27 protein-coding genes are annotated in these 25,693 nt (G+C 63.2%); 14 read left to right on the top strand and 13 right to left on the bottom strand.

The features are described from left to right. Positions 1-185: 185 nt before the first annotated feature. From NA29_RS18510 to NA29_RS18545, 8 genes are all read right to left on the bottom strand, one after another. Positions 186-998 carry a MetQ/NlpA family ABC transporter substrate-binding protein gene (locus NA29_RS18510; protein WP_039400338.1) on the bottom strand — a complete coding sequence of 271 codons (813 nt, stop codon included), beginning with the start codon at positions 996-998 and terminating at the stop codon, positions 186-188. A gap of 61 nt (positions 999-1,059) precedes the next feature. Continuing rightward, positions 1,060-1,713, bottom strand: a complete 654-nt coding sequence (locus tag NA29_RS18515; protein WP_039400341.1) for a methionine ABC transporter permease — start codon at positions 1,711-1,713, stop codon at positions 1,060-1,062. Then, positions 1,703-2,737: a methionine ABC transporter ATP-binding protein gene (locus NA29_RS18520; RefSeq protein ID WP_039400344.1), complete on the bottom strand. Its 1,035-nt coding sequence runs from the start codon at positions 2,735-2,737 to the stop codon at positions 1,703-1,705. The genes NA29_RS18515 and NA29_RS18520 overlap by 11 nt, the downstream gene beginning before the upstream one ends. Before the next feature lie 160 nt (positions 2,738-2,897). Further along, the gene (locus NA29_RS18525; RefSeq protein ID WP_039400346.1) at positions 2,898-3,320 is read right to left on the bottom strand and encodes a response regulator; all 423 of its coding nucleotides are present in this window, start codon (positions 3,318-3,320) and stop codon (positions 2,898-2,900) included. 12 nt (positions 3,321-3,332) lie between these two features. Then, positions 3,333-3,974, bottom strand: a complete 642-nt coding sequence (locus NA29_RS18530) for a response regulator (protein WP_039400349.1) — start codon at positions 3,972-3,974, stop codon at positions 3,333-3,335. 72 nt (positions 3,975-4,046) lie between these two features. Then, positions 4,047-4,604 carry a ferritin-like domain-containing protein gene (locus NA29_RS18535; RefSeq protein ID WP_039403973.1) on the bottom strand — a complete coding sequence of 186 codons (558 nt, stop codon included), beginning with the start codon at positions 4,602-4,604 and terminating at the stop codon, positions 4,047-4,049. A 177-nt stretch (positions 4,605-4,781) separates the two neighbouring features. Continuing rightward, positions 4,782-4,943 carry a DUF1328 domain-containing protein gene (locus tag NA29_RS18540; RefSeq protein WP_039374862.1) on the bottom strand — a complete coding sequence of 54 codons (162 nt, stop codon included), beginning with the start codon at positions 4,941-4,943 and terminating at the stop codon, positions 4,782-4,784. A gap of 113 nt (positions 4,944-5,056) precedes the next feature. Next, positions 5,057-5,233, bottom strand: a complete 177-nt coding sequence (locus NA29_RS18545) for a DUF1328 family protein (RefSeq protein ID WP_039400351.1) — start codon at positions 5,231-5,233, stop codon at positions 5,057-5,059. Positions 5,234-5,670: 437 nt separating this feature from the next. Here NA29_RS18545 and NA29_RS18550 point away from each other — a divergent pair, with 437 nt between their 5' ends. From NA29_RS18550 to NA29_RS18570, 5 genes are all read left to right on the top strand, one after another. After that, entirely contained in the window at positions 5,671-7,176 is a 1,506-nt protein-coding gene (locus NA29_RS18550; protein ID WP_072633326.1) for a sensor histidine kinase, read from the top strand. 219 nt (positions 7,177-7,395) lie between these two features. Then, complete coding sequence (locus NA29_RS18555) at positions 7,396-7,602, top strand: CsbD family protein (RefSeq protein ID WP_039400354.1); 207 nt, start codon at positions 7,396-7,398, stop codon at positions 7,600-7,602. Between the two features lie 109 nt (positions 7,603-7,711). Next, positions 7,712-7,849, top strand: a complete 138-nt coding sequence (locus tag NA29_RS18560; RefSeq protein ID WP_039374867.1) for an entericidin A/B family lipoprotein — start codon at positions 7,712-7,714, stop codon at positions 7,847-7,849. 158 nt (positions 7,850-8,007) lie between these two features. Further along, positions 8,008-8,592 carry a hypothetical protein gene (locus tag NA29_RS18565; RefSeq protein WP_224786889.1) on the top strand — a complete coding sequence of 195 codons (585 nt, stop codon included), beginning with the start codon at positions 8,008-8,010 and terminating at the stop codon, positions 8,590-8,592. Positions 8,593-9,089: 497 nt separating this feature from the next. Beyond that, a complete protein-coding gene (locus tag NA29_RS18570) occupies positions 9,090-9,398 on the top strand; it encodes a hypothetical protein (RefSeq protein WP_039400360.1) in 309 nt (102 codons plus the stop codon). A gap of 99 nt (positions 9,399-9,497) precedes the next feature. Here the strand turns inward: NA29_RS18570 and NA29_RS18575 are convergent, their stop codons facing one another. After that, positions 9,498-10,910, bottom strand: a complete 1,413-nt coding sequence (locus NA29_RS18575) for a methyl-accepting chemotaxis protein (protein ID WP_039400363.1) — start codon at positions 10,908-10,910, stop codon at positions 9,498-9,500. Positions 10,911-11,238: 328 nt separating this feature from the next. Beyond that, positions 11,239-12,135: a LysR substrate-binding domain-containing protein gene (locus tag NA29_RS18580; RefSeq protein ID WP_039400365.1), complete on the bottom strand. Its 897-nt coding sequence runs from the start codon at positions 12,133-12,135 to the stop codon at positions 11,239-11,241. Positions 12,136-12,275: 140 nt separating this feature from the next. Between NA29_RS18580 and NA29_RS18585 the strand changes: the two genes are divergently transcribed. The 3 genes from NA29_RS18585 to NA29_RS18595 all read left to right on the top strand — a co-directional run bounded on the left by NA29_RS18585 (position 12,276) and on the right by NA29_RS18595 (position 15,033). After that, a complete protein-coding gene (locus NA29_RS18585; RefSeq protein WP_084103917.1) occupies positions 12,276-13,067 on the top strand; it encodes a sulfite exporter TauE/SafE family protein in 792 nt (263 codons plus the stop codon). Between the two features lie 55 nt (positions 13,068-13,122). Then, positions 13,123-14,040 (top strand): carbohydrate kinase family protein, encoded by a 918-nt coding sequence (locus tag NA29_RS18590; protein WP_039400368.1) that lies wholly within the window; start codon positions 13,123-13,125, stop codon positions 14,038-14,040. An 84-nt stretch (positions 14,041-14,124) separates the two neighbouring features. Continuing rightward, complete coding sequence (locus NA29_RS18595; RefSeq protein ID WP_039400370.1) at positions 14,125-15,033, top strand: LysR family transcriptional regulator; 909 nt, start codon at positions 14,125-14,127, stop codon at positions 15,031-15,033. Between the two features lie 79 nt (positions 15,034-15,112). Here NA29_RS18595 and NA29_RS18600 read toward each other — a convergent pair whose 3' ends face one another. Beyond that, the gene (locus tag NA29_RS18600; RefSeq protein WP_052253047.1) at positions 15,113-16,219 is read right to left on the bottom strand and encodes an SDR family oxidoreductase; all 1,107 of its coding nucleotides are present in this window, start codon (positions 16,217-16,219) and stop codon (positions 15,113-15,115) included. Positions 16,220-16,271: 52 nt separating this feature from the next. Then, entirely contained in the window at positions 16,272-17,177 is a 906-nt protein-coding gene (locus NA29_RS25555) for a MipA/OmpV family protein (protein WP_157744787.1), read from the bottom strand. A gap of 289 nt (positions 17,178-17,466) precedes the next feature. Between NA29_RS25555 and NA29_RS18610 the strand changes: the two genes are divergently transcribed. The 6 genes from NA29_RS18610 (at position 17,467) to NA29_RS18635 (ending at position 24,173) form a co-directional block, all read left to right on the top strand. Then, on the top strand, positions 17,467-18,189 hold the full coding sequence (locus NA29_RS18610) for a response regulator (RefSeq protein WP_371328942.1): 723 nt from the start codon (positions 17,467-17,469) through the stop codon (positions 18,187-18,189). A gap of 55 nt (positions 18,190-18,244) precedes the next feature. Beyond that, positions 18,245-19,543 (top strand): ATP-binding protein, encoded by a 1,299-nt coding sequence (locus NA29_RS18615; protein ID WP_039400378.1) that lies wholly within the window; start codon positions 18,245-18,247, stop codon positions 19,541-19,543. A gap of 153 nt (positions 19,544-19,696) precedes the next feature. Further along, positions 19,697-20,833 (top strand): porin, encoded by a 1,137-nt coding sequence (locus tag NA29_RS18620; protein WP_039400381.1) that lies wholly within the window; start codon positions 19,697-19,699, stop codon positions 20,831-20,833. Continuing rightward, positions 20,833-21,531 (top strand): ABC transporter ATP-binding protein, encoded by a 699-nt coding sequence (locus NA29_RS18625; RefSeq protein ID WP_039400385.1) that lies wholly within the window; start codon positions 20,833-20,835, stop codon positions 21,529-21,531. Before NA29_RS18620 ends, NA29_RS18625 begins: the two co-directional genes overlap by 1 nt. Before the next feature lie 39 nt (positions 21,532-21,570). After that, positions 21,571-22,509 (top strand): ABC transporter substrate-binding protein, encoded by a 939-nt coding sequence (locus tag NA29_RS18630; RefSeq protein ID WP_224786890.1) that lies wholly within the window; start codon positions 21,571-21,573, stop codon positions 22,507-22,509. 2 nt (positions 22,510-22,511) lie between these two features. Next, entirely contained in the window at positions 22,512-24,173 is a 1,662-nt protein-coding gene (locus tag NA29_RS18635; RefSeq protein WP_039400390.1) for an ABC transporter permease, read from the top strand. 86 nt (positions 24,174-24,259) lie between these two features. Here NA29_RS18635 and NA29_RS18640 read toward each other — a convergent pair whose 3' ends face one another. After that, positions 24,260-25,654, bottom strand: a complete 1,395-nt coding sequence (locus NA29_RS18640) for an MFS transporter (RefSeq protein WP_039400393.1) — start codon at positions 25,652-25,654, stop codon at positions 24,260-24,262. Between the last annotated feature and the right edge of the window lie 39 nt (positions 25,655-25,693).

The following is a 25,693-nucleotide window of genomic DNA, read 5'->3' on the forward strand; positions in this document are numbered from 1 at the left end:
GTGACAGCACCGGAATTGCAACAAACGTCGACGCAGCGCCCGCCCCGTCTCCCGCCACGCGGGAATCCTTAGCCCAATGGAGAGATTCGCCTCGCACACGGACGAAAAAAAACGGCAACGCCGCAAAGCGTTGCCGTCTTTCGTCAGGTGTATCCGAGCGGTACCCCGCCGAATAATCCCGAAACTTACCAGGCCGTTACGACCGAGCCGCCGAACTTCTGCTCGATGAATGCCTTCACTTCCGGCGAGTGGTAGGCCTTGATCAGCTTGGCGACCCACGGCTTGTTCTTATCGGCCGAACGGATGACCAGCACGTTGGCGTACGGACCGTTCGCGTCTTCGATGGCGATCGAATCCTTCTTCGGGTTCAGACCGGCTTCCATCGCGAAGTTGGTGTTGATGACGGCCACGGCCACGTCGTCGAGCGAGCGCGGCAGTTGCGCGGCGTCCAGTTCCACGAACTTCAGCTTCTTCGGGTTCTCAGCCACGTCGATGGGCGTTGCCTTCAGTCCGGCGTCGGCGCGCAGCTTGATCAGGCCCTGCTTTTGCAGCAACAGCAGCGCACGGCCGCCATTGGTCGGATCGTTCGGCAGCGAAACCTTGTCGCCCGTCTTCAGATCGGCCAGCGACTTGATCTTCTTCGAGTAGATACCCATCGGGAAGATCACCGTCTTGGCGATCGATTCGAGCTTGTAGCCACGGTCCTTCACCTGCGCGTCGAGGTACGGCTGATGCTGGTAGCTGTTCACGTCGAGATCGCCCGACGACAAGGCGGCGTTCGGCTGCACGTAATCGCTGAACTCGATGACCTTGAGGTTCAGGCCGTCCTTGGCTGCGACCTTCTTCACTTCGTCGAAGATCTGCGCGTGCGGACCGCCCGTCACGCCGACCTTCAGGTTGATGGCGTCAGCGGCTACCGCAGGAGCCGAGAATTGCGTGGCGAAAACCGTGGCGGCGCCAACACCGGCCAGCAGCTTGAAAATCGTACGACGTTGCATGAAAAACCTCGCGTGTGTGAGTGAAGTGCCGGTTCGACCGGCAACCGTTGTTATGTGGGAATTACTTGTGGCTCAGACGCCGCACCAGCCAATCGCCGAACGTCTGCACCAGTTGCACGAAAACGATCAGAATCAGCACCACGGTGATCATGACTTCCGGCAGGAAGCGCTGATAGCCGTAGCGGATGCCGAGGTCGCCCAGCCCGCCGCCGCCAATCGCACCGGCCATGGCCGAGTAACCGACCAGGCTCACGAACGTGATCGTCAGACCGGCGACGATGCCGGGCAACGCCTCGGGCAGCAGCACCTTCATGACGATCTGACCGGTCGTCGCGCCCATCGACTGGGCGGCCTCGATCAGGCCACGGTCCACTTCACGCAACGCGGTCTCCACCAGACGCGCTACGAACGGTGCAGCAGCGATGGTAAGCGGGACCACGGCGGCCATCGTGCCGATGGACGACCCGACGATCAGTCGCGTGAACGGAATCACCGCGACGAGCAGAATGATGAACGGCGTCGAGCGCACAGCGTTGACGAGAATGCCGACGATCCGGTTGGTCGGCAGGTTCTGCAAGACGCCGTTGCGGTCCGTCAGGTACAGCAGTACGCCCAGCGGCACACCGACGACTGCGCCGATCAGGCCGGAGATGCCAACCATGATCAGCGTCTCCCAGAACGACGAGACGAACAGATCGAACATTTCACTCCACATGGCTCAGCTCCTCAACGACAACGCCTTGACTGGCGAGGAACGCCATGGCTTCGGCCACGCGGGCCGGGGTGCCGCCCGCCATCACGGCGAGCGATCCGAACGCCTGCCCCTGGATCTCGTCGATCTGGCCATGCAGGATGTTGAAATCGAGTTCGTAGCGGCGAATGGCCTCGGAGAGCAGCGGCTGGTCCACGCCCGCCCCGGAAAACGCGAGACGATACAGATGGTCGTGGCCATTGCCGATGCGCGACGCCACACGCTGGCGCACGCCCTCAGGGAGTTCCTGCGCAATCACGTCGCCGATCAGCGCGCGGGTGACTTCGTGGCGCGGACGCAGGAACACGTCGATCACGGCGCCCTGCTCGACCACGCGGCCAGCGTCGAGCACTGCCACACGGTCGCAGACCTGCTTGATGACTTCCATCTGGTGCGTGATGAGCACGACCGTCAGACCGAGTTCGCGATTAATACGCTTGAGCAGTTCGAGAATCGAGCGCGTGGTTTCGGGGTCGAGCGCCGAGGTGGCTTCGTCCGAGAGCAGCACTTGCGGCTCGCTTGCGAGCGCCCGGGCGATGCCCACGCGCTGCTTCTGACCGCCGGAAATCTGCGACGGATAGCGATCCTTCTGTGCGGTGAGGCCCACGAGTTCGAGCAGCGGCAGCACCTTCGCGCGAATGTCTGCGGCCGTCATACCCGCGAGTTCCAGCGGCAGCGCCACGTTCTGGTAGACGGTGCGCGAGCTGAGCAGGTTGAAGTGCTGGAAGATCATGCCGATGCGACGGCGCGCCTGACGCAGTTCGTCGGACGACAGCGAGGTCAGATCCTGACCGTCGACCCGCACCGAGCCGTCGCTGGGACGGTTAAGCAGGTTGATCACACGCACGAGCGTGCTCTTACCGGCGCCGCTTCGGCCGATGATGCCGAAAACTTCGCCGCGCTCGATCGACAGGCTGATATTGGAAAGCGCGTCGATCGGCCCCTTGGGTCCAGCGAAGCGCTGGGTAATGTTCTGGAGTTCGATCATGCAAAAAAATAGCAGCCCCACTGCCGAAACTTCCCGGACAGTGCCGCCGCCAACACTCTATTTAGCGCAAAGGCAATATTCTAGCCCATGCGCCTAAATAGTTGAAAATAATAAAATTTGATCTCTTTATACTGAATTTCGCAGATAGAGAGCGCAGGCCTCAGGCCTGCCGCTCGTTGGCAAAATCGTCGAGCACTCTGATGACTTCGTCGAACTCCAGCGACTTGTCGAAAAAGTGTCGCACGCCCAGTTGCTGGCAGCGCTTGCGGTAGGTCGCGAGCGCATAGTTGGTCAGCACGATCGCCATCAGCTTTTCCAGCATGCCTCTGCTGTGCAGGTACGACAGCACGTCCATGCCAGAGCCGCGCCGCAACTGGATATCGACGATGACCGCGTCGAAGGAATCGTTTTCAAGGGTACGGACCGCGTCGTCGGCCGTCTCCGCCACGCCTGTCACTTCCAGCATGCCACTCGAGCCGAGCGCTTCGGACAGGCTCTCGCGAATCACCGCCGAATCTTCGATCAGCAGCACCTTGAGGGGCGCACGCGTCCCTGTAAGCGTGGCTGAGTTCCCAGTTGACATGAAAAGCCTCTCTCAACTGATCAGGCCGTTCTTGAGCGCGTAAAGCGTCAGGTCGGCATTGGTTTTCAAATGCATCTTTTCCAGCACACGCGCGCGATAGGTGCTGACGGTCTTCACCGACAGATGCAGCTCGTCGGCGATCTCGGTCGGCGTGCGGCCCTGCGCCAGCTTGCAGAAGACCTGAAATTCACGCTCCGAGAGTTGTTCGTGCATGGGCTCATCGACCGGCTTGTCGAGCTTCTGCGCCAGCAAATCCGCCGTCACCTCGCTCACGTAGCGATGCCCCCGCGCCACCGTACGGATCGCCCGAATGATCTCTTCGGGTGCGGCGTCCTTCATCAGATAACCGTCGGCACCGGCGCGCAGCAGATTGACCGCGTATTGCGCTTCGGGATACGTGGACAGGAACAGCACCCCCTGCTCGGGTCGCAACTGCTTGATCACGCGCAGAGTGTCGATGCCGTTCTTGTCAGGCATGGCGATATCCAGCAGCACGACATCGAATTCGGTTTCGCGCACGGCACGAATCACCTCGTCGCCGCTCGCCGCCTCGCCCAGCACCTCCATGTCCGACTCGTCGGCAATGAATTGCTTGAAGCCGGTACGAACGATGGCGTGGTCGTCGGCAATGAGGATTTTTATTGTCAGTGACATCTAAGCTCCAGAGACTGTCCCCGTCGGCCTCCTGGCCGCGCTTGAGTGAATTCGATGCGCGCGCCATGGCCGTCACTCCCGGTCGAGCAGATCCCGCATATCGTCGGCATGCTCTTCCTCGACGGCGAGGATTTCTTCGAGCAAGCGACGGGTTGTGGTATCCCGGTCGCCCAAATAATGAATCATCTCGCGGTAACTCTCAATCGCAATACGCTCGGCGACGAGGTTTTCGCGAATCATGTCGCGCAGGGTCTTACATGTAACGTACTCGGCGTGGCTGCGTGAGGAAAGGCTGTCCGGCGAGAAATCCGGCTCGCCGCCCAGTTGCACGATACGCGCCGCGATGCGATCCGCATGATCCTGCTCCTGCGCAGCGTGTTCGGCGAATTCGGCGGCCACCGGCTCGGCATGAATCCCCGTGGCCATGAAATGGTGGCGCTTGTAACGCAGCACGCAGACCAATTCGGTGGCGAGCGCATCGTTGAGCATGTGCACGACCGCGTCGCGATCGGCCCGGTAGTCTTCCGTGACGGCACCTTCGTCGAGGTGCTCTCGGGCACGCTCGCGCAGGGCGCGAACGTCGATCTCGAAATCCTCTCCCGCGTGCTGGCTATGACCATTACCGGTCATCGCGTGCTTGGCCTGCTTGGCGTGCTGTTTAGCTTGCTTGGCGGTATGCATCTGCGAATTCTCCTGTAGCGGTTTGGCGAGTTTGCCGGGGTTGGGGAATGTCATTGCGTCATTGCCCCATCTGACGCCAGATAGGGCGAAGGGCGGCTCAGGCCGCCCCGCGTTCCCTGACGGTATCTATCGTCGGACCACCCCGAAGAGCAGCGTGACCAGAAAGATCACCAGGAAGATGAAGAACAGAATCTTCGCGATTTCAGCCGCACCGGCGGCGATTCCCGTGAAACCGAAAACCGCGGCGATCAACGCGATCACGAAGAAAACAACGGCATAGTGAAGCATCGCAACCTCCTTGAATGTCGATGGCCCGTTAGCGCATGTGTCAAGCGCTGCGCGAACCGCTTGCCGCGAGCCACATGGCTATGCTGCGGCGCAAAACGCGCCGCAGCGCACTTCTAGTCGACGATTTTCTTGGCGACGGTCAGGCCAAGCAGCAAGAAAACCACGAACAGCACCAGGAACAGAACGAAGAGAATCTTCGCAATCCCGGCCGCGCCGGCGGCAATCCCGGTAAAGCCCAACAGGCCTGCCACGATCGATATCAGCGCGAACAACAAAGCCCACTTCAGCATGGCGTTCTCCTTGGTTTCATATCTAATTTCCCGGAGACTTTCTGGCTCCCTGCGGCTGGCGCCTGCCTTGTCAGACGGCACGCCAACCCGAGGGCGCTGAATGAATAGTAGAAAAACGCCGCTCGCGGGACTGCCCGCGCGGCGCTGGTTTTTGCGTAGGAATTTGCTGACAATTTCGCGGATGTGGCGATTTTCGCCGTATGATCAAAGCACTCCCCGCTATCAACGGCCACCTGGCGGCCCGGTATCGGCGCGTTTTTGGGTCGCTTTTGGGCTGTTTCAGCGCTGTTTTAGCGCTGTTTTCGCAGTCATCGCCGCGGCCACGCGCCTTTCCAGGCCGCTGCCACGCCACTCACAACTTTCACGCCATTCACGGCTCACAACGCCCAATGCCCCGATTTACGTCCTGGTTGCGTCGCCGAAGCTGGATCATCGCCATGATCGCTGCGATCGTCATCACGGTCGGCAGTCTGATCGGACTCGAATCGGCACACCGTCGTCTCGCCTCCACCTACGAAGCGGCGCTGCAAAACATGACCGCCGCCAATGAACTCAACGAGATCATTGCGCGCACCTCGACGGTGGTGGCAAGCCAGCGCGGCTATCTGCTCACAAACGATGTGGGCTATCTGGATCCCTATCTGTCGGCCGTGCGACGCATTCGCGATCTCTCAGCGCTCGTCATCCAGCACTACAAGGACGTGGGCGACGATCAGGCCACGCGCGATTTCGCGCGCGTCATGACCCTGTTCTCTGAGCGCATCACGGCGATGGACACGGCGCGATCTGCTGTAACGCAGGGGCAAATGACGATGGAGGAAGCGTTGTCCCCGGCCCATCTCGGCCTCGGGACGATGGAGCCGGTGCAGACCGGCATTACCGATCTCTATAACCGCGAGCTGGCCCGCGCCCGCACAGCGCAGGACAACGGTCGCTTCGATCAGGCGATCTCGGCGGTCAGCGCTGGCGCACTGTCGGTGCTGACAATTCTGCTCTTCATCTTGTTATTCCGCGTGCTCGGCAAGCAGATGCGACAGGAACAACTCGCCCGCGACCAGTTGCACGAGCAGCAGGCTCACCTCGACAGGCTCGTGCGTGAGCGCACCGAACAGCTCGACGAACTGGCCACCCACTTGCAAAACGTGAGCGAAGACGAAAAGACGCGTCTGTCGCGCGAACTGCACGACGAACTCGGCGCGATTCTCACGGCGTGCAAGATGGATGTCACGTGGGCACATCACAAGCTGCGCAACGTCGAGCCGGTGATTTCCGAGAAACTCGCGCGTGCGCAACGCAATCTCGACTCCGGCATTCAGACCAAGCGCCGCATCATCGAGAACCTGCGCCCGACCGTGCTGATCAACTTCGGCCTCGTCACCGCGCTGCGCTCGCTCGCGGAAGAAACGGCCGACCAGCAACACTGGCAGCTCGATCTCGATCTGCCTGAGGAAGACTTCGCATTGCCCGAGTCGACCGCCATCGTGCTGTTCCGGGTGGCGCAGGAAGCGTTGACGAACGCAGGCAAGTACGCGCGCGCCACGACTGTGCGCATCGCCCTCGCCTGCGACGACCAGCGCGTGCGCCTCGAAGTGATCGACAACGGCATCGGCCTCACGCAGGATCAGTTCAACAAGCCCAAAACGCACGGCCTGTTCGGCATGCGTCAGCGCGTCTCGGCCAAGGGCGGCCGCATCGACATCCACTCGTTGCCGCAGCGCCTGGGAACTGAGATTCAGGTGGTACTCCCCTTGTGCAATCCGGCCGACGCGCTGGATATCGCGACCGAAGTCACGGAAAGCACCGTCTCCGCGCAATCGGGTGAAGCGTCTTCCGACGGCAAGGTCACCGAATCGCCGAACGCGACACCTTCGCGCGACGGCGCCGACACCACCGGCACGACAGACGCCACGCAGCCTCCCCGCCCCCCGGTCGGAATGCACTGACAGCGCAACCCGACTCCGCCTACACCGCGTTGACGTCGCGGCTGACAGCACAAACACTTCGCACTCCCTACCATGGAATCACCTGCCGACGCCCTGACGGGCGCGGAAAATGGTTTCCGTGCGCACGCCGCGCTATGTGCGTCCCATGTGCGCCAAATGACGGAATCGCGGACTCCCCCGCAGAAGCACCTGAACTAACCCAACACTGAGGAGTGATTTATGAACTCGGATCTGATCAAGGGCAAGTGGAACCAGCTCAAGGGCGAAGCGAAGAAGCAGTGGGGCAATCTGACCGACGACGATCTGCTGAAGATCGAAGGCAATCGCGACAAGTTCGTCGGTGTGATTCAGGAACGTTACGGCAAGGCCAAGGCCGACGCCGAGAAGGAAGTCGACACCTGGAACAACCAGCACAAGCTCTGGTAAGCCAGCGTCACTCGCGTGAGCCATGTCAGCCGGGAGGCTGGCGTGGCCCTTCTCCCCTCGCGCGTCCTATGCGCTTCGGACGACATCATCTCTCCAAGGAGAAATCAAAATGAAACGATTGATCGCCATCGCACTGCTTTCGGGCTTCGCACTGGGCCTGGCCGGATGCAACACCATCCACGGCGCAGGCAAGGACGTTGAAAAGGGCGGCGAAGCCATTCAGGGCGCGGCCGACCGCAACAAGTAACGCGGCATCGACCGGTGTCTGACCACGCCGGAGCGCAGCACCCGAAGCATCGACATTCCCCAGATTCGCGACGCACGGCGCATGATGCATTCCCATGTCGTCCGGGCGTCGCCCCGCCCCCCATGCTCGCCCAATCCCCAGACTAGGAGGACTCCAAGATGTCACATCGAATCGCTATGAACGTCCTGACCTGCGCCTGCATCGCGGCGGCAGGCATGCTCGGCACCACGGCGGCCAGCGCTGCAGATGCCGCAGCCAAAGACCGTTACGAAGCGGCCCAGAAATCGGCCGAAGCCGACTACAAGGCCTCCGCTGCGCGTTGCGATGACATGAAGGACAACGCGAAGAAGATTTGTGTGGAAGACGCGAAGGGTAAGGAGAAGATCGCCAAGGCCAACGCGGAAGCCGACTACAAGCAAACGCCGAAGGCCCGCTACGATGCCGCCGTCGCTAAGGCAGACGCCGACTACAGCGTTGCCAAGCTGCGTTGCGACGACAAGAAGGGCAACGACAAGGACGTCTGCGTGAAGGATGCCGACGCTGCCAAGACCAAGGCCTACGGCGACGCCAAGGTCATGCGTACGAGCCGCGAATCGTCCAAGGACACCATGGCGGCACGTCAGGACGCCAACGCCGATGCGAACAAGGCCCAATACAAGGCCGCGATGGAGCGCTGCGACAGCCTGACGGGCAGTAGCAAGGACAGCTGTGAGGCCGACGCCAAGTCGCGCTACCACCAGTAAGCGCAAGTGATCACCGCCTAGAACGACAGCAGGTTTAGCAGGGAGGAGAAGGCGTCACGGACCGCCACCATGGGTGAGCGCCGGACGTCGGCACCGGGCGAATGTTGCGCAAGCGGCATTCGCCCGGTGTTTTTGCGCCACAGGCCGGGCGCGCCATGTAAATGAATGTAACAAGTGTCGCGCGCCGCAGGCGGTGGCCCCCCCGCGGACTCGGAGGGGCGATGTCAACCGAAACGAGCGCAAAGCGTTGATTCTGAATAGAATAGAGGCCTGATTTTTACGTTTGGCGGCCGCTTTTCTACGCCCGAACGTTCCCCACACCGGATGGCTTCGCATACTTTGCAACAATTGCGTTGCGCCCGCGTTTCGGAACTTCAGTAAAGTAAAGCCAGGGAATCTGACGAACCAGGGTGCCGGCGGGCACCGGGCGCGTCGAACGGCATGGTGCCGTTCGGGTGCCGTCATCAGTACGCTGCCAAGTCCGCAGGAGAAATGTCATGAAAACCAAGTTTGCCGCCCTTGCCATCGCCGGGGTCGCGCTCACAGCGGGTGCGATCGGGACGGCGCAGGCACACGTCTCGGTCGGTATCGGTATTGGTGTACCGCTGATCGCACCGGCTCCGGTTTATGCGCCGGCACCGGTCTACGTTGCGCCGCCTCCGCCGGTCTATGTGGCGCCGCCGCCCGTCTATGTCGCCCCGGCCCCGGTCTACTATGGCCCGCCGCCGGCATACTACGGTCGTCCGTACGGTTACGGCGGCTACGGCCGCGGTTACTGGCGTCATGGCCGCTGGCACGGCTATTGATCGACGGCCGAACCGGCTGATCGCTGAAACGAAACGCGCCGCCGACTTCTCAGTTGGCGGCGCGTTTTGCTTATGAAAGAGGGAAATCTGCGGCGTTGCTCAGCGTGCCACCCGGTACGCAATGCGGAAGCCACCCCAGTGACGTCCGTTCACATAGATCGGGGCGGATGCGTCCTTCATCACCACGAACTCCCCGCCGCCCATATCTCGCCGATACGTTTGCAGCAACAGCGGCTTGGTGTTGCGCCCGGCTGCGGCCCCCGTGCGATCGTTGAACAAACGTCGATTGCGACAGTGCGCCGCGTTCCACACGGGATCGTTCGTCGGCGCTTGCGAGAACTTGCGGTTGTGCGTCGGCAGATAGCCGTTTTCGTCGACCGCCGCACAGAACGTGATGCGCTCGTTCATGCCGAGCAACGGTTCCTGAATCGCCGGCAGCGTCTCGTCCGTGAAGCGCGTAAAGCGCGCCATCAGTTGCTGCGGATTCGAGCCCGGAATCGGTTCGTAGCGGCGGTCGAACAATTCCTGCTCGCTGATCTTGCCCTTCGCAAGGGCCGCTTCGAAGCTTTCACCGACTTGCTTTGCCGCGCGACGCACGGCCCGAATGAACGGTGTGTCCTCTGTCTCGACATCCGCCTCGGCAATCAGACCGATCAGATGCTCTGACACCGACAGCAAACCATTGATCCGCTCGCGCGCACTCTCGACGTGATCGGCGGAATGCGTCACGCCATCGGCCATTTCGTCGACGTGTGCGGCGAGCGTGTTGCATTCGTTTTCGATGGCTTCGCTGGCTTGTGCGATCTGTCCGGCCTGACGGTCGAACGTATCGAGCGCTGTGCCAGCCGTCTCGATCACGCTGGCGATGGCGCGGGTGCCTTCGCGCGCGTCGTTGGCGCGCGCAACGTTGGCGTTGCTCTCGCGCATGAGACGCTCTGTGCGCTCGCTGAGCGCCGCCAGCGTGTGTTCGATCTGCTGCGTGGCCTCGGCCGTCTTGCTCGCAAGCAGCTTGACCTCGGTCGCCACGACGGCGAAGCTGCGTCCGGCAGCGCCGGCCCGCGCGGCTTCGATGGCGGCATTCAGGGCGAGCAGATTCGTCTGACGCGCGATGACAGAGATGCCTTCGGCGACCTTGCCGACGTGATCGAGCGCTTCGCGCAGGCCGGAGATTTCGTCCGCCATGCCGGAGACGCCTTCGACAAGCCCGTGAATCGACGCGAGCGACGCGTCGGCCGTGCTACGCGATGCTGAAATTTCCGCACTGGCCCGATCAGCCACGTCGCGGGCTTCGCGCGCCGCTTCGGCGATCCTCTGATTCCCTTCGCTGGTATCGGTCGCGGCGCGGCGAAGCTCCTGAAACACTTCGGCCTGACGCTTGATGCGAACGGCGATTTCATCGACGTTGCCCGCGATATCGCACAACTCCACACCGAGGGTACCGGCGTTGTCCGCCACCTCGTTCATGATGTTGACGCTCTGCCCCGCTCCCCTTGAGCGCGTGAATAGCCCCATCGTCAGTCTCCTCGCATCTCTGATCTGCTTGTTATGACGAGGGCGAGACGGTCGCCGGAACTGCCAAAAACGTAAAACGCCGGATAGACGTCTGCGCCACACGTATGGGTATCTTTTTTACCCGGTGTCGAAAAGTATAACGGGAGAAAAAACGGCGGACTTGAGGGGTTCTTCGCATGATTGGTCCCCGTTTTCTCTATTTTTCGACGTTTCTAAGGGCACCCTCTCACGCAAGGCTTACGCGGGACTTACTGTCGGGCCTGACGCCTCCGTCAAGGCCCCATTCGAGGCCCGCTCGAAGCGCGTTCAAAGCGCGTTCAAAGCGCATTCAAAGCCCTTTCAACGCCCCCGCCAGCGCATCGGCTAGCGCCACGACCAGCCCGCCCGCGTCGCGGCGTCGCAGCAACGCGACTTCGCTGTCGGCATTCGCGTCCTCGAGCGCCACCCGGCGTACGTCCGGCCCGGCGAGCGCGGCAAGGCTCTCCGGCACAATCGCCACACCAAAACCGGCTGCGACCAGATTGACGAGGGTCGCCTTGCGCGAAGTGGCGGCCGCCGCCGTTGGAAAGAAGCCGTGCTGCTGGCACAGCTGCGCGACCCGGTAGCTCAGTCCGCCGCGCTCACGGTGCGGCAACGACACGAACGGCTCGCCCGCCAGCGTCGCCACACTCACAGACGCCACGTCTGCCAGCGCATGATCGCTGGCCACCAGCAGCAACAAGCGCTCGCGGGCAATCGTCTCGCAAACGAGCGACGGCGCGGGGCGCAGCACCGGCAATCGCACCAACCCCAGGTCGATGCGCCCGGCTTCGATCTCGTCCTGTTGTTGTTCTGACGACAGCGTCGAGACATCGACGGTGACGCCCGGGTTCGCCTGCAGATGGGCACGCAACGCCACCGGCAGTCCCCCGGCGAACGGCACGGAACTGGAATGCGCGAGTCGCACGGTGCCTTGCTCGCCGCGCGCCACACTGCGCGTGAGCGCGACGGAGCCTTCGAGCTCGGTCAGCACGCGGCGCGCCTCGGCGACGAACGTCCGCCCGGCCGGGGTGAGCGTCACGCCTTTCGACGAGCGTTCGAGCAACACCGCCTGCAACTCCTTTTCAAGCTCGGAGATCTGGCGGCTCAACGCAGACTGCGCGACGAACAGACGCTCGGCCGCCGCGCTGAACCCGCCCGCATCGACCACTTCCAGGAAATAACGCAACTGCCGCAGCGACACCATGACTATGCCGTTTCGAGATCGAACATCGCCACATTCTATATTGGCGCGACGCCTGCACGCGGCCCTATGCTGACGCAAAACCCACGTGTTCTCAGGCCTATGCGCCAGCGCGCTTCGCATCGAATCCCAACGCCGTCACCATGCTCACAACGCCAGCCACCTCTGCGATCGACTCACTCGGCTCAATCACTGCCGCCCTTCCCACGCCCGGCCACTGGCTGCTGATGAGCGCAGCGCTCGTCGTCGCGTATGTGATTTTCGGCATCGCGGGCTTCGGCACGGCGCTCGTCGCCAGTCCCATCCTGGCTTACGCAATGCCTGTCGCGCAGATCGTGCCGATGCTTGCACTGCTCGACTTCAGCGCGGCATCGGGCAATGTCCTGCGCAATGCCCGCGCCGCCGACATGAGCGAGTTGCGACGTCTGCTGCCCGCCATCGTGCTCGGCAGCCTCGCGGGCGGGGCGCTGCTGTTGCGGCTGCAACCGGAAGTGCTGCTTAAGGCGCTGGCGTGGTTCGTGTGCGCGTATGCGGTGTTTTCGCTGATCGGGCCGCGTGCGAAATCGCGTCTGTCACAGGCCTGGGCGATTCCGTTCGGGGCGGTGGGCGGAATGTTCGGCGCCATGTTCGGCAGTGGGGGCTTCGTCTTCGCCATCTATCTGACGAGTCGTCTGGAGCGCGTGGAGGCGATGCGCGTGACGCAGGCGACGCTCATCGGCTTCAGCACGCTCGCACGCGCCGTGCTGTTCCTGCTGGCAGGTGTCTACGCCAACGTGTCGATGCTGGTGACGGCTGTCTCGCTGGTCCCCGCGATGATCGTCGGCATGTGGCTCGGCAAACACATCACGTTGCGTCTCTCGCGCCAGCAGTTCGTGCGTGCGGTGAATTTCGTGGTGTTGGCCGCAGGCATCGCATTGTTGATACGCAGCCGGTAAACATCGCGCCCGCAAGCGGGTATGCTGACGGCCATTCTTACGCGACGCGCCGCTCATGTCCCTGCCCGCCCTGCTCGTCTTTGGCGAAGCCCTCACCGATCTGATCCGTCAACCGCAGGGCGACGCCCGCCAATGGATCAGCCGTGCGGGCGGCGCGTGCTGGAACGTCGCCCGGGTAACGGCGGCCATGGGCGTGGCGACGGGCTATGGCGGCGCCATCAGCACGCATGCCCCGTTCGGCACCGAACTAATCACACTTTCCCGCGAGGCCGGACTGGACGAGCGCTACTGGCAAGCCGTCGATGCGCCACCGCTCGTGGCCGTCGTGCACCGACACGATCCGCCCGCCTACTTCTTTCTCGGTGAAGGCGCGGCCGATCTGGCATTCGATCCGGCGGCCTTGCCCGTCGGCTGGCAGGATGCCGCACGCGTTGCGCATTTCGGTTGCATCAGTCTCGTTCGGGAGCCGCTGGCGAGTACGCTGCTCACCATCGCGCAGACATTGCACGACGCCGGTGTCGCGATCAGCTTCGATCCGAATCTGCGCAATCTGATGGGGCCTGCGTACTTCGCCACGTTCAGTCACATGGCGAAACTCTCGACGTGGCTCAAACTCTCGGTGGAAGACTTGCGCGGCCTCTACCCGACACATACCGACGACGACGCCCTCGCCGACGTGCGCCGCCTCACCCCGCAAGCCCAGATTCTGTTGACGGATGGGGCGCGCGGCATGCGCTTGCTGCTGCCGAACGGCACTGTCCTTGTCCAACCGGCGTTCAACGTCGAAGTGGCAGACACCGTAGGCGCAGGCGACGCCGCTATCGGTGGCTGGCTGGCCAGCCTGTCCCGCATGCCGGACGCACCGCTCGCCGTCCATTTGCGCCGTGCCGCAGCCGCCGCCGCGCTGGCCTGTACCCGCACCGGCGCTCACGCGCCGGGCTGGGACGACGTTCAGGCGCTCGCTCAGACCTGATTTCCAACGTGATCGCCAGGCCAATCATCCGAATAATGGCTATGATGAGAGCCAATCATCACCACGGCCGATACATTCGACGATATGACCCCCGACCAATTGCTGACCTTCGCGACGGTGGCCGAACTGGGCAACATCAGCCATGCGGCGCAGGCGTTGCACCTGTCGCAGCCTGCCGTTTCCGGGCAATTGCGACTGTTGCAGGAGTCGTTCGGCGAGCCGCTCTACCGGCGTGACGGACGTGGCATCCGCCTGACCGCCGTCGGTGAGCAGGTGGCTGTCTACGCGAACAAGTTGCGTCAGGACTACCGTCAGGCGATGGCACTGCGCGACGGCTTGAGGGGAATGGAGACGGGCGCGCTGCGCATTGGCGCAAGTACGACGCCTGCGAGCTATTTGTTGCCCTACGTTATCGCCGAATTCCATCAGCGCTACCCGGCGGTCGCGCTGCATATCGTCGACGGCAACACGAGCGAGATCGTGGCGCAGCTCGACCGGCTTGACGTCGCCTTCATCGAGGGTGCGGTGCCGCCTGGGTTGTCGCCGGAGATTGCGGTGCGTCCGTGGCGCGACGACGAGATCGTGGCGATTGCGCGCGCCGATCATCCGCTCGCGCAGCATCCCGAGGGCGCGTCGTTGCAAAGCATCGCCGCCTATCCCCTGATCATGCGCGAACCCGGCTCCGGGGTGCGAGCGCTGGTGGCGCGTGCCTTCTCGGTATCGGGACTGGAGCCGCGCGTGGCGCTCGAACTCGCGGGGGTGGAAAGTATCAAGGAGGCCGTTCGCGCCGGTATGGGCGTGGGCTTCGTGTCGGCCATGTCGATGCGTCATGAAGACGCCGCGCTTGCCACGGTGCGCATCGATCCGCCGCACGGCCTCAAGCGTCTGCTCACCGCGCTCGTGCCCCATGCCGACGCATTGTCGCGTCCCACCGAGCGCTTTCTCGCCCAGTGTTTTGCTGGGGACGCCACCGATCCGGCCCCGATGCGGTGACACGTGACAACGACCCCATCGTGCGCCGCACGGCACTCGTCGCATCGCGAACCGGATCAGCGCGTCAGGCCCTACGGCCTTATTTGAAATCCCACGCCATTTGTTCCGCCACTGATGTCGCCTCGGACGACCGCACACACACGTCCAGATAGTCAGTCACGGCAGGCGGCGGAGGCGTGCCCTCGCCGAGCAGACGACGGTTGTCGAACACGTAGTCGAGCGCAGCGAACGCGCCGTAGCGACGCAACGCTTTCGCCATCAGACGGCTATTACCATGTCCCAACTGACGCGCCAGTGCGGGCGTCAGCCGGTCGATCTCCGCTTCGCCGATGTGACGGAAGCGCTCGCCAAGCGGTGCCACGCCGCGCGCTCTGGCCAGCGCCGCCTCGATTTCGCGAATCGTGCGCGCACTGCCCTCACCCGCCGACACGTGATACAGGTCGTGACGCAGTCGGGGCAGGAACGCGAGATCGATGAGCGCATCGGCACAGTAATCGACCGGCACGACGTCGAGACGGTCGTCCAGACCGCACGTGAACGCGCCCAGCAACTGCACCATCCGGAACATCCAGAAAATGCTGCCCGACGGCTCGCAGCCAAGGCGCGTATGCCCCACCACGATAGACGGCCGCGCGATCACCAGCGGCAGGCCCGGCCACTCGCTGCGCAAACGCCGTTCGGCCTCCGCCTTCGACGCCGTGTAGGCCACCACCTGATGGTCGGCAAGCGCCAGCTCGTGCGACTCCTTCACCAGGCCCGACATAGCGTCGCCGCATGCCATGGCGGTGCCGACGTGCACGAAGCGCTCCAGCACCGGCGACGCCGCGACTGCACGTGCCAGCGCCAACGTACCGGTCACGTTGACGGTATCGAGTTGCGGATGTGCCGAGAAGCTCGCAATCGCCCCGGCGTGAATCACATGCGTGACGCGACGCATGCGCGGGTCGTCGTCGAACGTCACCGGCTGCGCTAGATCGCCGCAAACGATGTTCGCTTCGGTGAGCGTCAGCCGATGCACCGGTGCCACGCGAAAACGGTCCATTGCGGCGCGGACACGGGCAAGACCGTCGCTGCTGGTGCGCGCACGCACGAGCAGCAATAACGACGGACCGAAGCCGTCCTTCAGGAGTTGGGCGACAACGGCGCCGCCCACAAAACCGGTACTGCCGGTGACGAGAATGCGCATGGCGATGGCCTCACAGAACGATATGCGTCGCAGATCGCCCGATCAAACGTGATCAGAACGTGTAATCGAGCGTTGCTGCGGCCTGATAGTTGGTCTTGTTAAAGACGATGGGGCTCTTGGCCGCGTTGCCGGTGTATCGCATCACGCCACCCGCGACCGTCGTGCTCCAGTGCTTCGTGAATTTGTGCGTCCAGTTCGCCGTCAGGCTCACGCCGTAAAGGCCGCCGCCGGGGGCGTACTGACCGAAGCCGGAGTTCAGGCTCTGGTTGGCCGTCACACCGAAATAGGTCTGGGCGTACTTGCCGCTGGCGAAGTGCGCGGTTGCGCCGATGCCGACGGAATCGGCCGCCGACTTGTAGACCACGCTGTCGACCGAGAAGCGATAGATGTTGCCGCGGTCGCGGTTGGTCAGCGGGATGTCAGTCGCGACACTCACAACGGCCAGATCGCTGATCGTGTAGCCAGCTTGCAGCGTGGTGAAGAGCGAGCCCTTGATGTTGCCCATGCCACGCAGCTTCTTCGAACCGGAGTCGAGCCCTTTGGGGTCGTCCTTACGGCCGCCGTCGTACGAAAGTGCGGCAGATACGAAGAAACCCGCGGGCAGCGAGAGACGATAGCCAATGCCGCTCAGGCCGATGAACACGCCGATAGGCGTTTGCAGCGCAAGGTTCAACGCGGGCGTCGCACGGTATTCGTCGCTCCCCATGTAGCGCGGCGAAACACCCACGCCACCGCCAAGGGTGAATTCGTAGCCGCTTTCAGGCGCGTTCGTGGGCAGGCTCTGGTCCTGCTGAATGCCGCTGTATCGCGCCGGTTCGACAGCGAACGCGGGCGAGGCAACGCCCGCGAAAAGCACGCTCGCCGCCCCTGCGGCCGCAAGGCGGTACAAATGGCGATTGCCGCAATGGCTTCGATTGGCGCGAAGGCGACGGAGGGGGCTGGCGAGACGGCTTTTCATGGCACTCCTACAAAATTCGATGAGTTTCGGTGGTGAGGAAATCCGGTCTTGGCAAAGACCTGGCATTGCGATCTGCGGATGGATCGCAAGTTGAACGCATGGTAAGCATGAAGCCTTCGCGTGGCTGTTATCCGATTTAGGAGAGTTGTGAACAAATGTTTTCATTTGTTCGCAGGTTTGAAACGCCCGCCGGGCGGGCCTTCGGGGCAGTAAAATGCGCCTCACGGGAGTGCTGCCGGCCGTCGGACGGCTGAGCGCCGGACGAGGAAAACCGGGTGGCACAGAAAAATTGACAGGAATAACGACCATGTATCGAGTCTTGCTGGTCGAAGACGATGCACGCCTTGCCGCGCTCGTTACCGAGTATCTGCATGCTTATCGCTTCGAAGTAATGGTCGTGGGCGACGGCTCGCGCGCGCTGGAGCGGTTTCGCGCGTTCTCGCCGGACATCGTGATCCTTGATCTGATGTTGCCGGGGATGGACGGCATGGAAATCTGCCGCCAGTTGCGCGCTGTGAGCACCACGCCGATCCTGATTCTCACTGCACGCGAAGACACCTACGATCAGGTGGCGGGGCTGGAAGTCGGGGCCGACGACTATGTCGTCAAGCCGGTCGAGCCGCGTTTGCTACTGGCGCGACTCCGGGCGCTGTTACGGCGTGTCGTGCCGAGTACCGAGCTGGAACCCGAGAACGACGACGGACTCGCGTTCGGTCAGTTGCGCATCGTGCCACGCGACCGCATGGTGTTCTGGCGCGGGGCAACCGTCGAGCTCAAGTCCAATGAGTTCAGCCTGCTCCTGATATTGGCGCGCGGCGCGGGGCGAGTGGTCACGCGCGACGAGATCCTTCAGCAGTTGCGCGGCATCGAATTCGACGGCATCGATCGCACGGTGGATGTGGGCATTTACCGGTTGCGCAAACGCTTCGAAGACACCGACGGAGAACCGCAGCGCATCAAGACCGTTTGGGGCCGGGGCTATCTGTTCAGTCCCTCGGCCTGGGAAGGCTGAAAGGCATTGAAGAGAATGAAAGGGACTTAAAGAGACTTAAGGGGGGAATCGGGACATGTTTCGCGTCCTATTGAAGCTGTATGCGCTGGTAGGCATCTCTATCGTTGCGTCGATTTTGCTCATCACCTACACGTTCGGCCATCTGTTTCTGGACACCATGAACCGGTCTGCGCAAACGCAACTCGGCGGTTATGCGTGGCTGATCAACGAGAAGCTTGGCGACATTCCGGAATCCGAGTGGCCGAAATTCGTGAGCGAATTCGCCTCGAAGACGCAGGACACCCTGACCCTCGAACCGCTCAAGGACTTCCCGGTAGAACGCGAATACCTTCGCAAAGATCTGGAAGCAGGGCTGCCGATCGTAAACGGCACCGACGGCGAGCACTACGCCATGCGCCTGCGAAATTCGCAGTGGGTTCTGACGTCGGCGAGCGGTACCGATCTGAGCATGAAGCAGATCAACTACCTTGCCTATGCCGTATTGGCCATCCTCATGCTGATCTCCGTATTGACCTGGGTGCGTTGGTACTGGTCCGATCTGAAATCGCTCAATCGTGCGGCAATTCGCTTCGGCGAAGGCGACTTCAGCTCACGTGCCAAGGTGTCGCGCTTTTCGAATCTGAGCGCGCTGGTGCGCGTATTCAACACCATGGCCGACCGTATCGAGCGCTCCATCAAAGCGCAGAAAGACATGATCAATGCCGTGTCGCACGAATTGCGCACGCCGATTGCGCGACTGGATTTCGGGCTGGAGATCTTGCAGCAACGGCGTCAGGAACCGGACGCAGACGACCGAATCAACGCGCTCAAGGGCGACATCCGCGAGCTGGACGAACTGGTGACGGAATTGCTTTCGCTGGCGCGACTCGACCAGATCACCGCACCACCGACGCGTCAGACAGTGTCGTTGCGCCTGATGTTCGACAGTCTTGCGGCGAATTGCACGGAGGTGCTGGCGACGCGCTCGATTGCGCTGGACATCGCGGCCGAGCCGGGCGCGGATCGTGTGGAGGTGGAACCGAAGCTGATGGCCCGCGCGGTACAGAACCTGCTCAACAATGCGATGCGGCACACGTCGCGACGCATCGTCTGCGGCGCTCGGGCATGCGAGAACGGCGAGGTGATGATTTACGTGGACGACGACGGCGAGGGGGTCCCGCCTGCCGAGCGGGCCCGCATCTTCGAGCCGTTCCACCGCCTGGACAGCAGCCGCAACCGCGCGACGGGCGGCTTCGGCCTGGGCCTGGCTATCGTGCGTCGCATCGCGCTGCTCCACGGCGGGCGCGTGCGCGTCGACACCTCGCCACTCGGCGGCGCCCGCTTCACGATCACGTTGCCAGCACCGCCCGCCTGAAAGCGCACAGCCCTCGTATCGCCAGCCTGCCCCCTCCTCCACCGTTGAGCATCTAGCAAGCCTCCCTCTTTCGGACGACGACGCATTGTCATGTTCGCGACATGTTGGCCGCTTACATTGGCGGCTCAATTTAATCCCAAAGAGGACCTTGAAATGAAACCCAACCTCCGCATCGCGGCGGCAGGGTGCTGTCTGGCGCTCGCCAGCAGCCTGCCCATGCCCGCTCTGGCCCAGTCAAACGTTCAGCTCTACGGCTTGATCGACTCGGGCGTCGAATTCCTCACCAACGCCGATAAGAACACCGCTGGCAGCGCCGTGAACCTCACGCGCGTCACGTCGGGCAATCTCGCCGGTTCGCGCTGGGGCCTGAAGGGCACCGAAGACCTCGGCGGCGGCAACAAGGCGTTGTTCCTGCTCGAAAACGGCTTCAACCTCGGTAACGGCCAATCGCTTCAGGGCGGCCGCGAGTTCGGTCGTCTGGCCTACGTCGGCCTGTCGAACAAGTCATTCGGCACCGTCACGATCGGCCGTCAGGGCGGTGTGTTCCTCGACTGGGTCAGCAAGTTCAACCCGCTCAACAACGCCGTGTACGCCATCAAGATGCAGGACACGGCGTTCTCCGACCGTCTCGACAACAGCCTTCGCTACAGCGCCAAGCTCGGCGACTTCGAGGCGATGGTCCAGTACTCGAAGGGCTACGACGACGTGAGCTTCGGCGCGGCCAGCACCACGCCGGGCGACAACCGTCGCGCGCAGGTCGTCGACGCCGGTGTGCGCTACGCCAACGGTCCGCTCTCCTTCGTGATCGCTTACGACCAGAAGAACGGCGGCTCGACCCTGCCCAACGCAGCCATGACATCGAAGGTCGGTGGCTATGAAGGCAACATGGACCGCCGTATCGCGGCGGCCGTGCAGTACTCGCTGCAAAGCGTCGATCTGTACGTAGGCTATCGTTACCTGAACGCCAAGGCCATCCACCTCTCGGCCCTGAACAAGAGCCCGGTGGAAGCGTCGAGCTACTACTGGATCGGCTCCACCTGGCACGCCACGCCGGCGCTCGACCTGTCGGCCACGGCCATGTATCAGGACTTCTACGGCACGAACCGCGACCCGCTGTCGTTCCAGGTCAGCGCCGACTACAGCTTCTCGAAACGTACCGACGTCTACGTCAACATGGGCTACGTCGTGAACCGCAACGGCTCCGACCTCGGTCTGAACGGCTTCGGCACCAACGTCATCGCTGGCAAGAACCAGTTCGGTACGATGGCCGGTATCAAGCACACGTTCTGATGACGCGCGACGTTCTGCCTGCGCCGCAAGGCGTCGCAGTGTCGCTGCGCGCGCTGCACCAGACTTTCGGTGCGGCGCGCGTGCTCGACGGCATCGACATCGATGTCCCGGCCGGCACCACGACCGCTTTGCTCGGCCCCTCCGGATGCGGCAAGAGCACGCTGCTCAAACTGCTCGCCGGTCTGCTCGCTCCAACTGGAGGCGAAATCCGTTTCGACGACACCGTTGTCGCCAGCGCGAGCGTCTGCCACGCCCCCGAGCTGCGCTCGCTCGGCATGGTCTTTCAGGACTACGCCCTGTGGCCGCACATGAGCGTGGCCGCCAACGTGGCGTTCCCGCTGGAGATGCGCGGGGTGAGACGCACGGAGCGCGCCGAGCGCGTAGAAGAGGCGCTCACGCTCGTCGGCCTGGCCGGTCTGGGCGCCCGCCGCCCGCAGGCGCTCTCCGGCGGCCAGCAGCAGCGCGTTGCGCTCGCGCGCGCCATCGTCTCGGCCCCGCGTCTGCTGCTGTTCGACGAACCGCTATCCAACCTCGACCGCGATCTGCGCACGCGTTTGTGCGCCGATATCGGCGCGCTGCTCTCGCGTCTTGGCACCACCGCCGTCTATGTCACCCATGACCGCGAAGAAGCCGAGGCGCTGGCCGACCAGATCGTGATCCTCGCCCACGGGCGCGTTGACAAACGTATTACGAGGTAGCCCATAATGCTCCACCGCAAAATTATCGCGACACTCACCATGGCCTTTGCTGCAAGCGTTGGCGTTCAACACGCGCACGCGCTGACCGTCTATACCGCCGGCCCCGGCAACCTCAGCAAGAAGCTCGCTGCAGGTTTCGAGAAGAAGACCGGCATCAAAGTCGATGTGTTTCAAGCCACGACCGGCAAGGTGATGGCGCGCATCGAAGCCGAACAGGCCAACCCGCGTGCCGACGTGCTCATCTCGGCCTCGTGGGACACCGCGCAGGATCTCGAAAAGCGCGGCTGGCTCGCCCCGTTCCAGAGTGCCAACGCCTCGCGCGTGCCTGCCCCGTTCAAGACGACGCATTACGTCGCGCAGGGCCTCTCCGCGCTCGGCATCGTCTGGAACGCCAAATCGGGCACGCCGGAACCGCACGACTGGCGCGATCTGACCAAGCCCGCCTATCGCAATCTCTTGACGATGCCTGACCCGGCCCTCTCGGGGGCGTCCGCCGACCTGTTGCTGGGTCTGCAAGCGCGTCTGGGCAGCGAAGCGTGGAAGCTCTTCGACGATCTGAAGCAAAACGGCATGGTCGTGTCCGGGCCGAACGCTCAGGCGCTCAACCCGGTGCTGCAAGGCGCGAAGGCCGCCGTGTTCGGCGCGGTCGACTATGTCGCTTATGCCGCCGCCGCACAGGGCGAAGCCGTGAAGGTGATTTTCCCGACGAGCGGCACGGTCATCGCACCGCGTCCGATGATGATTCTGAACACGTCGAAGCAGCAGAACGAAGCGCGTCAGTTCATCGATTACGTGCTCTCCGAAGAAGGCCAGCAACTGGTGGCTGAAGCCTGGTTGATTCCGGCGCGCGAAGACATCGCTATCAAGCGCGCGTCGTTCAAGGAGCTGCGTCTGTTGCCGCAAGGCGACGCGCAATCGTCGAGCACCTCGCGCGCCGACGTCCTGGCACGTTTCGCCAAACTCAACGGCCAGCACTAACGGTGAAATCGCTCCGACTACTGCCGACGGCGACCGTTGTAGCGCTCGCCGTCGTGGTGGCGTTGCCGGTCGCGTTCGTTCTGTTACAGGCTGTTTTTCCGCATCTCGCGCAGGGATCTTTCGCTGATCCCTTCTCCGCTGTCTGGCCAACGCTGTCACACGACAGCACGCTGCCGCTCGTCACCAATACGCTGAGACTCGGCGTGTCGGTGGCGCTCGGCACGGCGCTGGTCGGTGGGGCGCTCGGTGCGGTGCGCGGCCTGTTTCATGTACCGGGTGCGCGGCTCTGGGATCTGTGCTTCCTCCTGCCGTTTCTGGTGCCGCCGTATCTCGCGGCACTCGGCTGGATGTTGTTGCTGCAAACGGGCGGCTACGCTCAGCAGCTCACCGGCATGGACGCCGGACAGTTCCTGTTCTCGCTGCCGGGCCTCGTCTTCGTGATGACGCTCAACATCTTTCCTGTCGTCTACTTCGCGGTGTCCCGCGCGCTCGCGACCACCGGCTCGCGACTGGCAGACGTTGCCCGCGTGCATGGTGCGTCCGCGTGGCGCGCGTTCGCACGAGTGACGCTGCCGCTCGCACTGCCAGCGTTCGCGGCCAGCTTGCTGCTCGCGTTCACGATGGCCATCGAAGAATTCGGCGCACCCGCCGCCCTCGGCGCGCGCGCTGGTTTCTCCGTGCTCGTCACGTCCATCGAAGGCCGCTTCGCCGACTGGCCGATAGACTTGCCGGGCGCGTCGATTCTGTCGGTCGTGCTGGCGGTGCTCGCGCTCTTCGCCTTCGTGTTGCAACACCGGCTCGCGGCGGGCAAGGATTTCGAGACGCAGACGGGCAAGCCCATCGCATCGCCTCCACGCGAACTGGGCCGCTGGAAAGGTCTCGCGCTCTTCGGCTTCGCCTTCGTCGCGCTGCTGGCCACCGTGGCACCGCTGTTCTCGATTCTCGCCACAGCGTTCTCGGGCACGCTCTCGGGTGGCCTGTCGCTCGCCAACCTGACGACGGCGCACTTCTCGGCGTTGCTCGGTCAGGGCGCGGAAGGACTTGAGGCGTTGGCGACGAGTCTGTCGCTGGCACTGGGTACGTCGCTCGTCACGGGCGTGCTGGGATTGCTGTGCGCGTGGTGTGTCGTGAAGTCGACGATGCGAGGCCGCGTGCTGATCGACGGCCTGTCGCTGCTGCCGCATGCCTTGCCGGGTATCGTCGTCGGCGTGGGCCTGATCCTCGCGTGGAATCTGCCGTTCTGGCCCGTCACCCCGTACAACACCTGGGGCATTCTGCTGCTGTCATACAGCTGCCTGCTGCTGCCGTATCCGGTGCGCTACACGAGCGCTGCGCTGCGGCAGACGGCGGCGTCGCTTGAAGCCGCTGCGCGCGTGCACGGTGCACCGGCGGGCGTCGCGCTGCGACGCATCACGCTACCGCTGGTGATGCCCGCGCTCGGCGCGTCGTTGATGATCGTGTTTGCGATTGCGTCACGCGAACTCGTGACCTCGTTGTTGCTCGCGCCTAGCGGCGTGCAAACGGTCTCGATCTTCGTATGGCGTCAGTTCGAGCAGGGTTCCATCGGTCAGGGCATGGCGATGGGCGTCGTCTCGATGGCCGTGAGCGGTACGTTGCTCATGCTGGCGTCGCGTCTGGGGAGCAGGCGCGAGAGTACCGCCTGATCCTGACACGGCAGGGACGAAGGGCGCGCTACCGGTATCCGGTCAGCGCGCCCTTTTCACTTCACACGAAACAAGCCGCTATCGGCTTAACGACGCCAGCGCAGCGGCCGACGCAACGGGTGCCGTTGCGGCCCCGTCGCCATCCACACCTGCCCGGCGCCGACCATTGACGCAGGGGCCGCGGACATCGCGGCCGCCTCGTCCGCTTCGTCCGCTTCGTCCTTGTCGACGGTCTTACTCGTATCGATGAACAACGCCGCGATGACACCCGTACCCAACAGCGCCGCCGAGATGGCGAACGGCACGTTGTAGCTGCCGCTCGTCTCGATCAGATAGCCGAACGCCACCGGCGAGATCATGCCCGCCAGCCCGAAGCCGGTGTTCATCATGCCACCCGCCGTGCCCGCGTACTTGCCCGCGATATCGAGCGGCAAGGTCCAGAGCACCGGGTTCGTGATCTCGAGGAAGAAGAACGACGCCGAGAGCAGGAACACCGCCACCATCGGGTCGGACACCATCGTCATCGGCAACAAGAACGCCAGCGATCCGCCCATGCCGACGACCAGCACCGACACACGAGCGAAACGCAGGCGTCCCGTCGCCTTGTAGAGCTTGTCGGACACCACACCGCCCAACGTATCCCCGACCACCCCGGCGAGCAGCGGCAGCGCCGTGAACAAGGCCAGTTGCTTGAGATCGAAGCCCTGCGATTCACGCAGATATGACGGCATCCACGTCAGATACACCCACAGCAGCCAGCCGTAGCAGAAGTCGACGAACGTCACGAGCCACATGCGGCGAATGAGCTTGCGCCACGGCGTCGACGCACGCTTGGCCCGTTCGCAATCTCCCGGCCGATAGCCGATCTCTGCGGCCTCTTCGGGCGTCACGCGACGATGTTGCTCGGGCGTATTGGTGAACACCTTCATGTAGAGCGCAGTCCAGATCAGGCTCACCACACCCAGCACGATGAAGGCCTCGCGCCAGCCGAACGCCACCACGATGGCGAGCACGACCGGCGGCGTAATCGCCCCGCCCAGACGCGCGAAGCTGTGCGTAATGCCCTGCGCAAAGCCGCGCTCACCGACGGGCATCCAGTAGGTGAAAGCGCGCGTTGCCGTCGGGAACGCGCCGCCCTCCCCGATACCCAGCAGAAAGCGCAACGCAACGAGTGCCGCAATGCTGCCCGCAAAGCCTGTCGCTAGCGTCGCCACGCCCCAGATGAGCGAAAGCACCGTCAGTACGAGCTTGGGGCCGTACCGGTCCGCCAGCCATCCGCCGAAGATCTGCATCGCGGCGTACGGATAGGCGAAAGCGGAGAACACGAGTCCCAGTTGCACCGTCGTCAGCCCCATCTCCTGTCGGATGAAGGGACCTGCGACGGCAATATTGACGCGATCGATGTACGAGATGAAATACATCAGGCACATGACTGCAAGAATGATGTGGCGCGTTTTCACGCGACCGGTACGCTTGTCCATGTTGTCTCCTATGTATTTACGTCGCACACGTCATGCGCA

The organism is Pandoraea sputorum (genome assembly GCF_000814845.2).
GTDB lineage: Bacteria > Pseudomonadota > Gammaproteobacteria > Burkholderiales > Burkholderiaceae > Pandoraea > Pandoraea sputorum.

What these genes read in the sequence shown, in the direction of transcription:
- NA29_RS18510 (WP_039400338.1), bottom strand. Translation starts at nt 998, where the DNA reads ATGCAACGTCGTACGATTTTCAAGCTGCTGGCCGGTGTTGGCGCCGCC.
- NA29_RS18515 (WP_039400341.1), bottom strand. Translation starts at nt 1,713, where the DNA reads ATGTGGAGTGAAATGTTCGATCTGTTCGTCTCGTCGTTCTGGGAGACG.
- NA29_RS18520 (WP_039400344.1), bottom strand. Translation starts at nt 2,737, where the DNA reads ATGATCGAACTCCAGAACATTACCCAGCGCTTCGCTGGACCCAAGGGG.
- NA29_RS18525 (WP_039400346.1), bottom strand. Translation starts at nt 3,320, where the DNA reads ATGTCAACTGGGAACTCAGCCACGCTTACAGGGACGCGTGCGCCCCTC.
- NA29_RS18530 (WP_039400349.1), bottom strand. Translation starts at nt 3,974, where the DNA reads ATGTCACTGACAATAAAAATCCTCATTGCCGACGACCACGCCATCGTT.
- NA29_RS18535 (WP_039403973.1), bottom strand. Translation starts at nt 4,604, where the DNA reads ATGACCGGTAATGGTCATAGCCAGCACGCGGGAGAGGATTTCGAGATC.
- NA29_RS18540 (WP_039374862.1), bottom strand. Translation starts at nt 4,943, where the DNA reads ATGCTTCACTATGCCGTTGTTTTCTTCGTGATCGCGTTGATCGCCGCG.
- NA29_RS18545 (WP_039400351.1), bottom strand. Translation starts at nt 5,233, where the DNA reads ATGCTGAAGTGGGCTTTGTTGTTCGCGCTGATATCGATCGTGGCAGGC.
- NA29_RS18550 (WP_072633326.1), top strand. Translation starts at nt 5,671, where the DNA reads ATGATCGCTGCGATCGTCATCACGGTCGGCAGTCTGATCGGACTCGAA.
- NA29_RS18555 (WP_039400354.1), top strand. Translation starts at nt 7,396, where the DNA reads ATGAACTCGGATCTGATCAAGGGCAAGTGGAACCAGCTCAAGGGCGAA.
- NA29_RS18560 (WP_039374867.1), top strand. Translation starts at nt 7,712, where the DNA reads ATGAAACGATTGATCGCCATCGCACTGCTTTCGGGCTTCGCACTGGGC.
- NA29_RS18565 (WP_224786889.1), top strand. Translation starts at nt 8,008, where the DNA reads ATGTCACATCGAATCGCTATGAACGTCCTGACCTGCGCCTGCATCGCG.
- NA29_RS18570 (WP_039400360.1), top strand. Translation starts at nt 9,090, where the DNA reads ATGAAAACCAAGTTTGCCGCCCTTGCCATCGCCGGGGTCGCGCTCACA.
- NA29_RS18575 (WP_039400363.1), bottom strand. Translation starts at nt 10,910, where the DNA reads ATGGGGCTATTCACGCGCTCAAGGGGAGCGGGGCAGAGCGTCAACATC.
- NA29_RS18580 (WP_039400365.1), bottom strand. Translation starts at nt 12,135, where the DNA reads ATGGTGTCGCTGCGGCAGTTGCGTTATTTCCTGGAAGTGGTCGATGCG.
- NA29_RS18585 (WP_084103917.1), top strand. Translation starts at nt 12,276, where the DNA reads ATGCTCACAACGCCAGCCACCTCTGCGATCGACTCACTCGGCTCAATC.
- NA29_RS18590 (WP_039400368.1), top strand. Translation starts at nt 13,123, where the DNA reads ATGTCCCTGCCCGCCCTGCTCGTCTTTGGCGAAGCCCTCACCGATCTG.
- NA29_RS18595 (WP_039400370.1), top strand. Translation starts at nt 14,125, where the DNA reads ATGACCCCCGACCAATTGCTGACCTTCGCGACGGTGGCCGAACTGGGC.
- NA29_RS18600 (WP_052253047.1), bottom strand. Translation starts at nt 16,219, where the DNA reads ATGCGCATTCTCGTCACCGGCAGTACCGGTTTTGTGGGCGGCGCCGTT.
- NA29_RS25555 (WP_157744787.1), bottom strand. Translation starts at nt 17,177, where the DNA reads ATGAAAAGCCGTCTCGCCAGCCCCCTCCGTCGCCTTCGCGCCAATCGA.
- NA29_RS18615 (WP_039400378.1), top strand. Translation starts at nt 18,245, where the DNA reads ATGTTTCGCGTCCTATTGAAGCTGTATGCGCTGGTAGGCATCTCTATC.
- NA29_RS18620 (WP_039400381.1), top strand. Translation starts at nt 19,697, where the DNA reads ATGAAACCCAACCTCCGCATCGCGGCGGCAGGGTGCTGTCTGGCGCTC.
- NA29_RS18625 (WP_039400385.1), top strand. Translation starts at nt 20,833, where the DNA reads ATGACGCGCGACGTTCTGCCTGCGCCGCAAGGCGTCGCAGTGTCGCTG.
- NA29_RS18630 (WP_224786890.1), top strand. Translation starts at nt 21,571, where the DNA reads ATGGCCTTTGCTGCAAGCGTTGGCGTTCAACACGCGCACGCGCTGACC.
- NA29_RS18640 (WP_039400393.1), bottom strand. Translation starts at nt 25,654, where the DNA reads ATGGACAAGCGTACCGGTCGCGTGAAAACGCGCCACATCATTCTTGCA.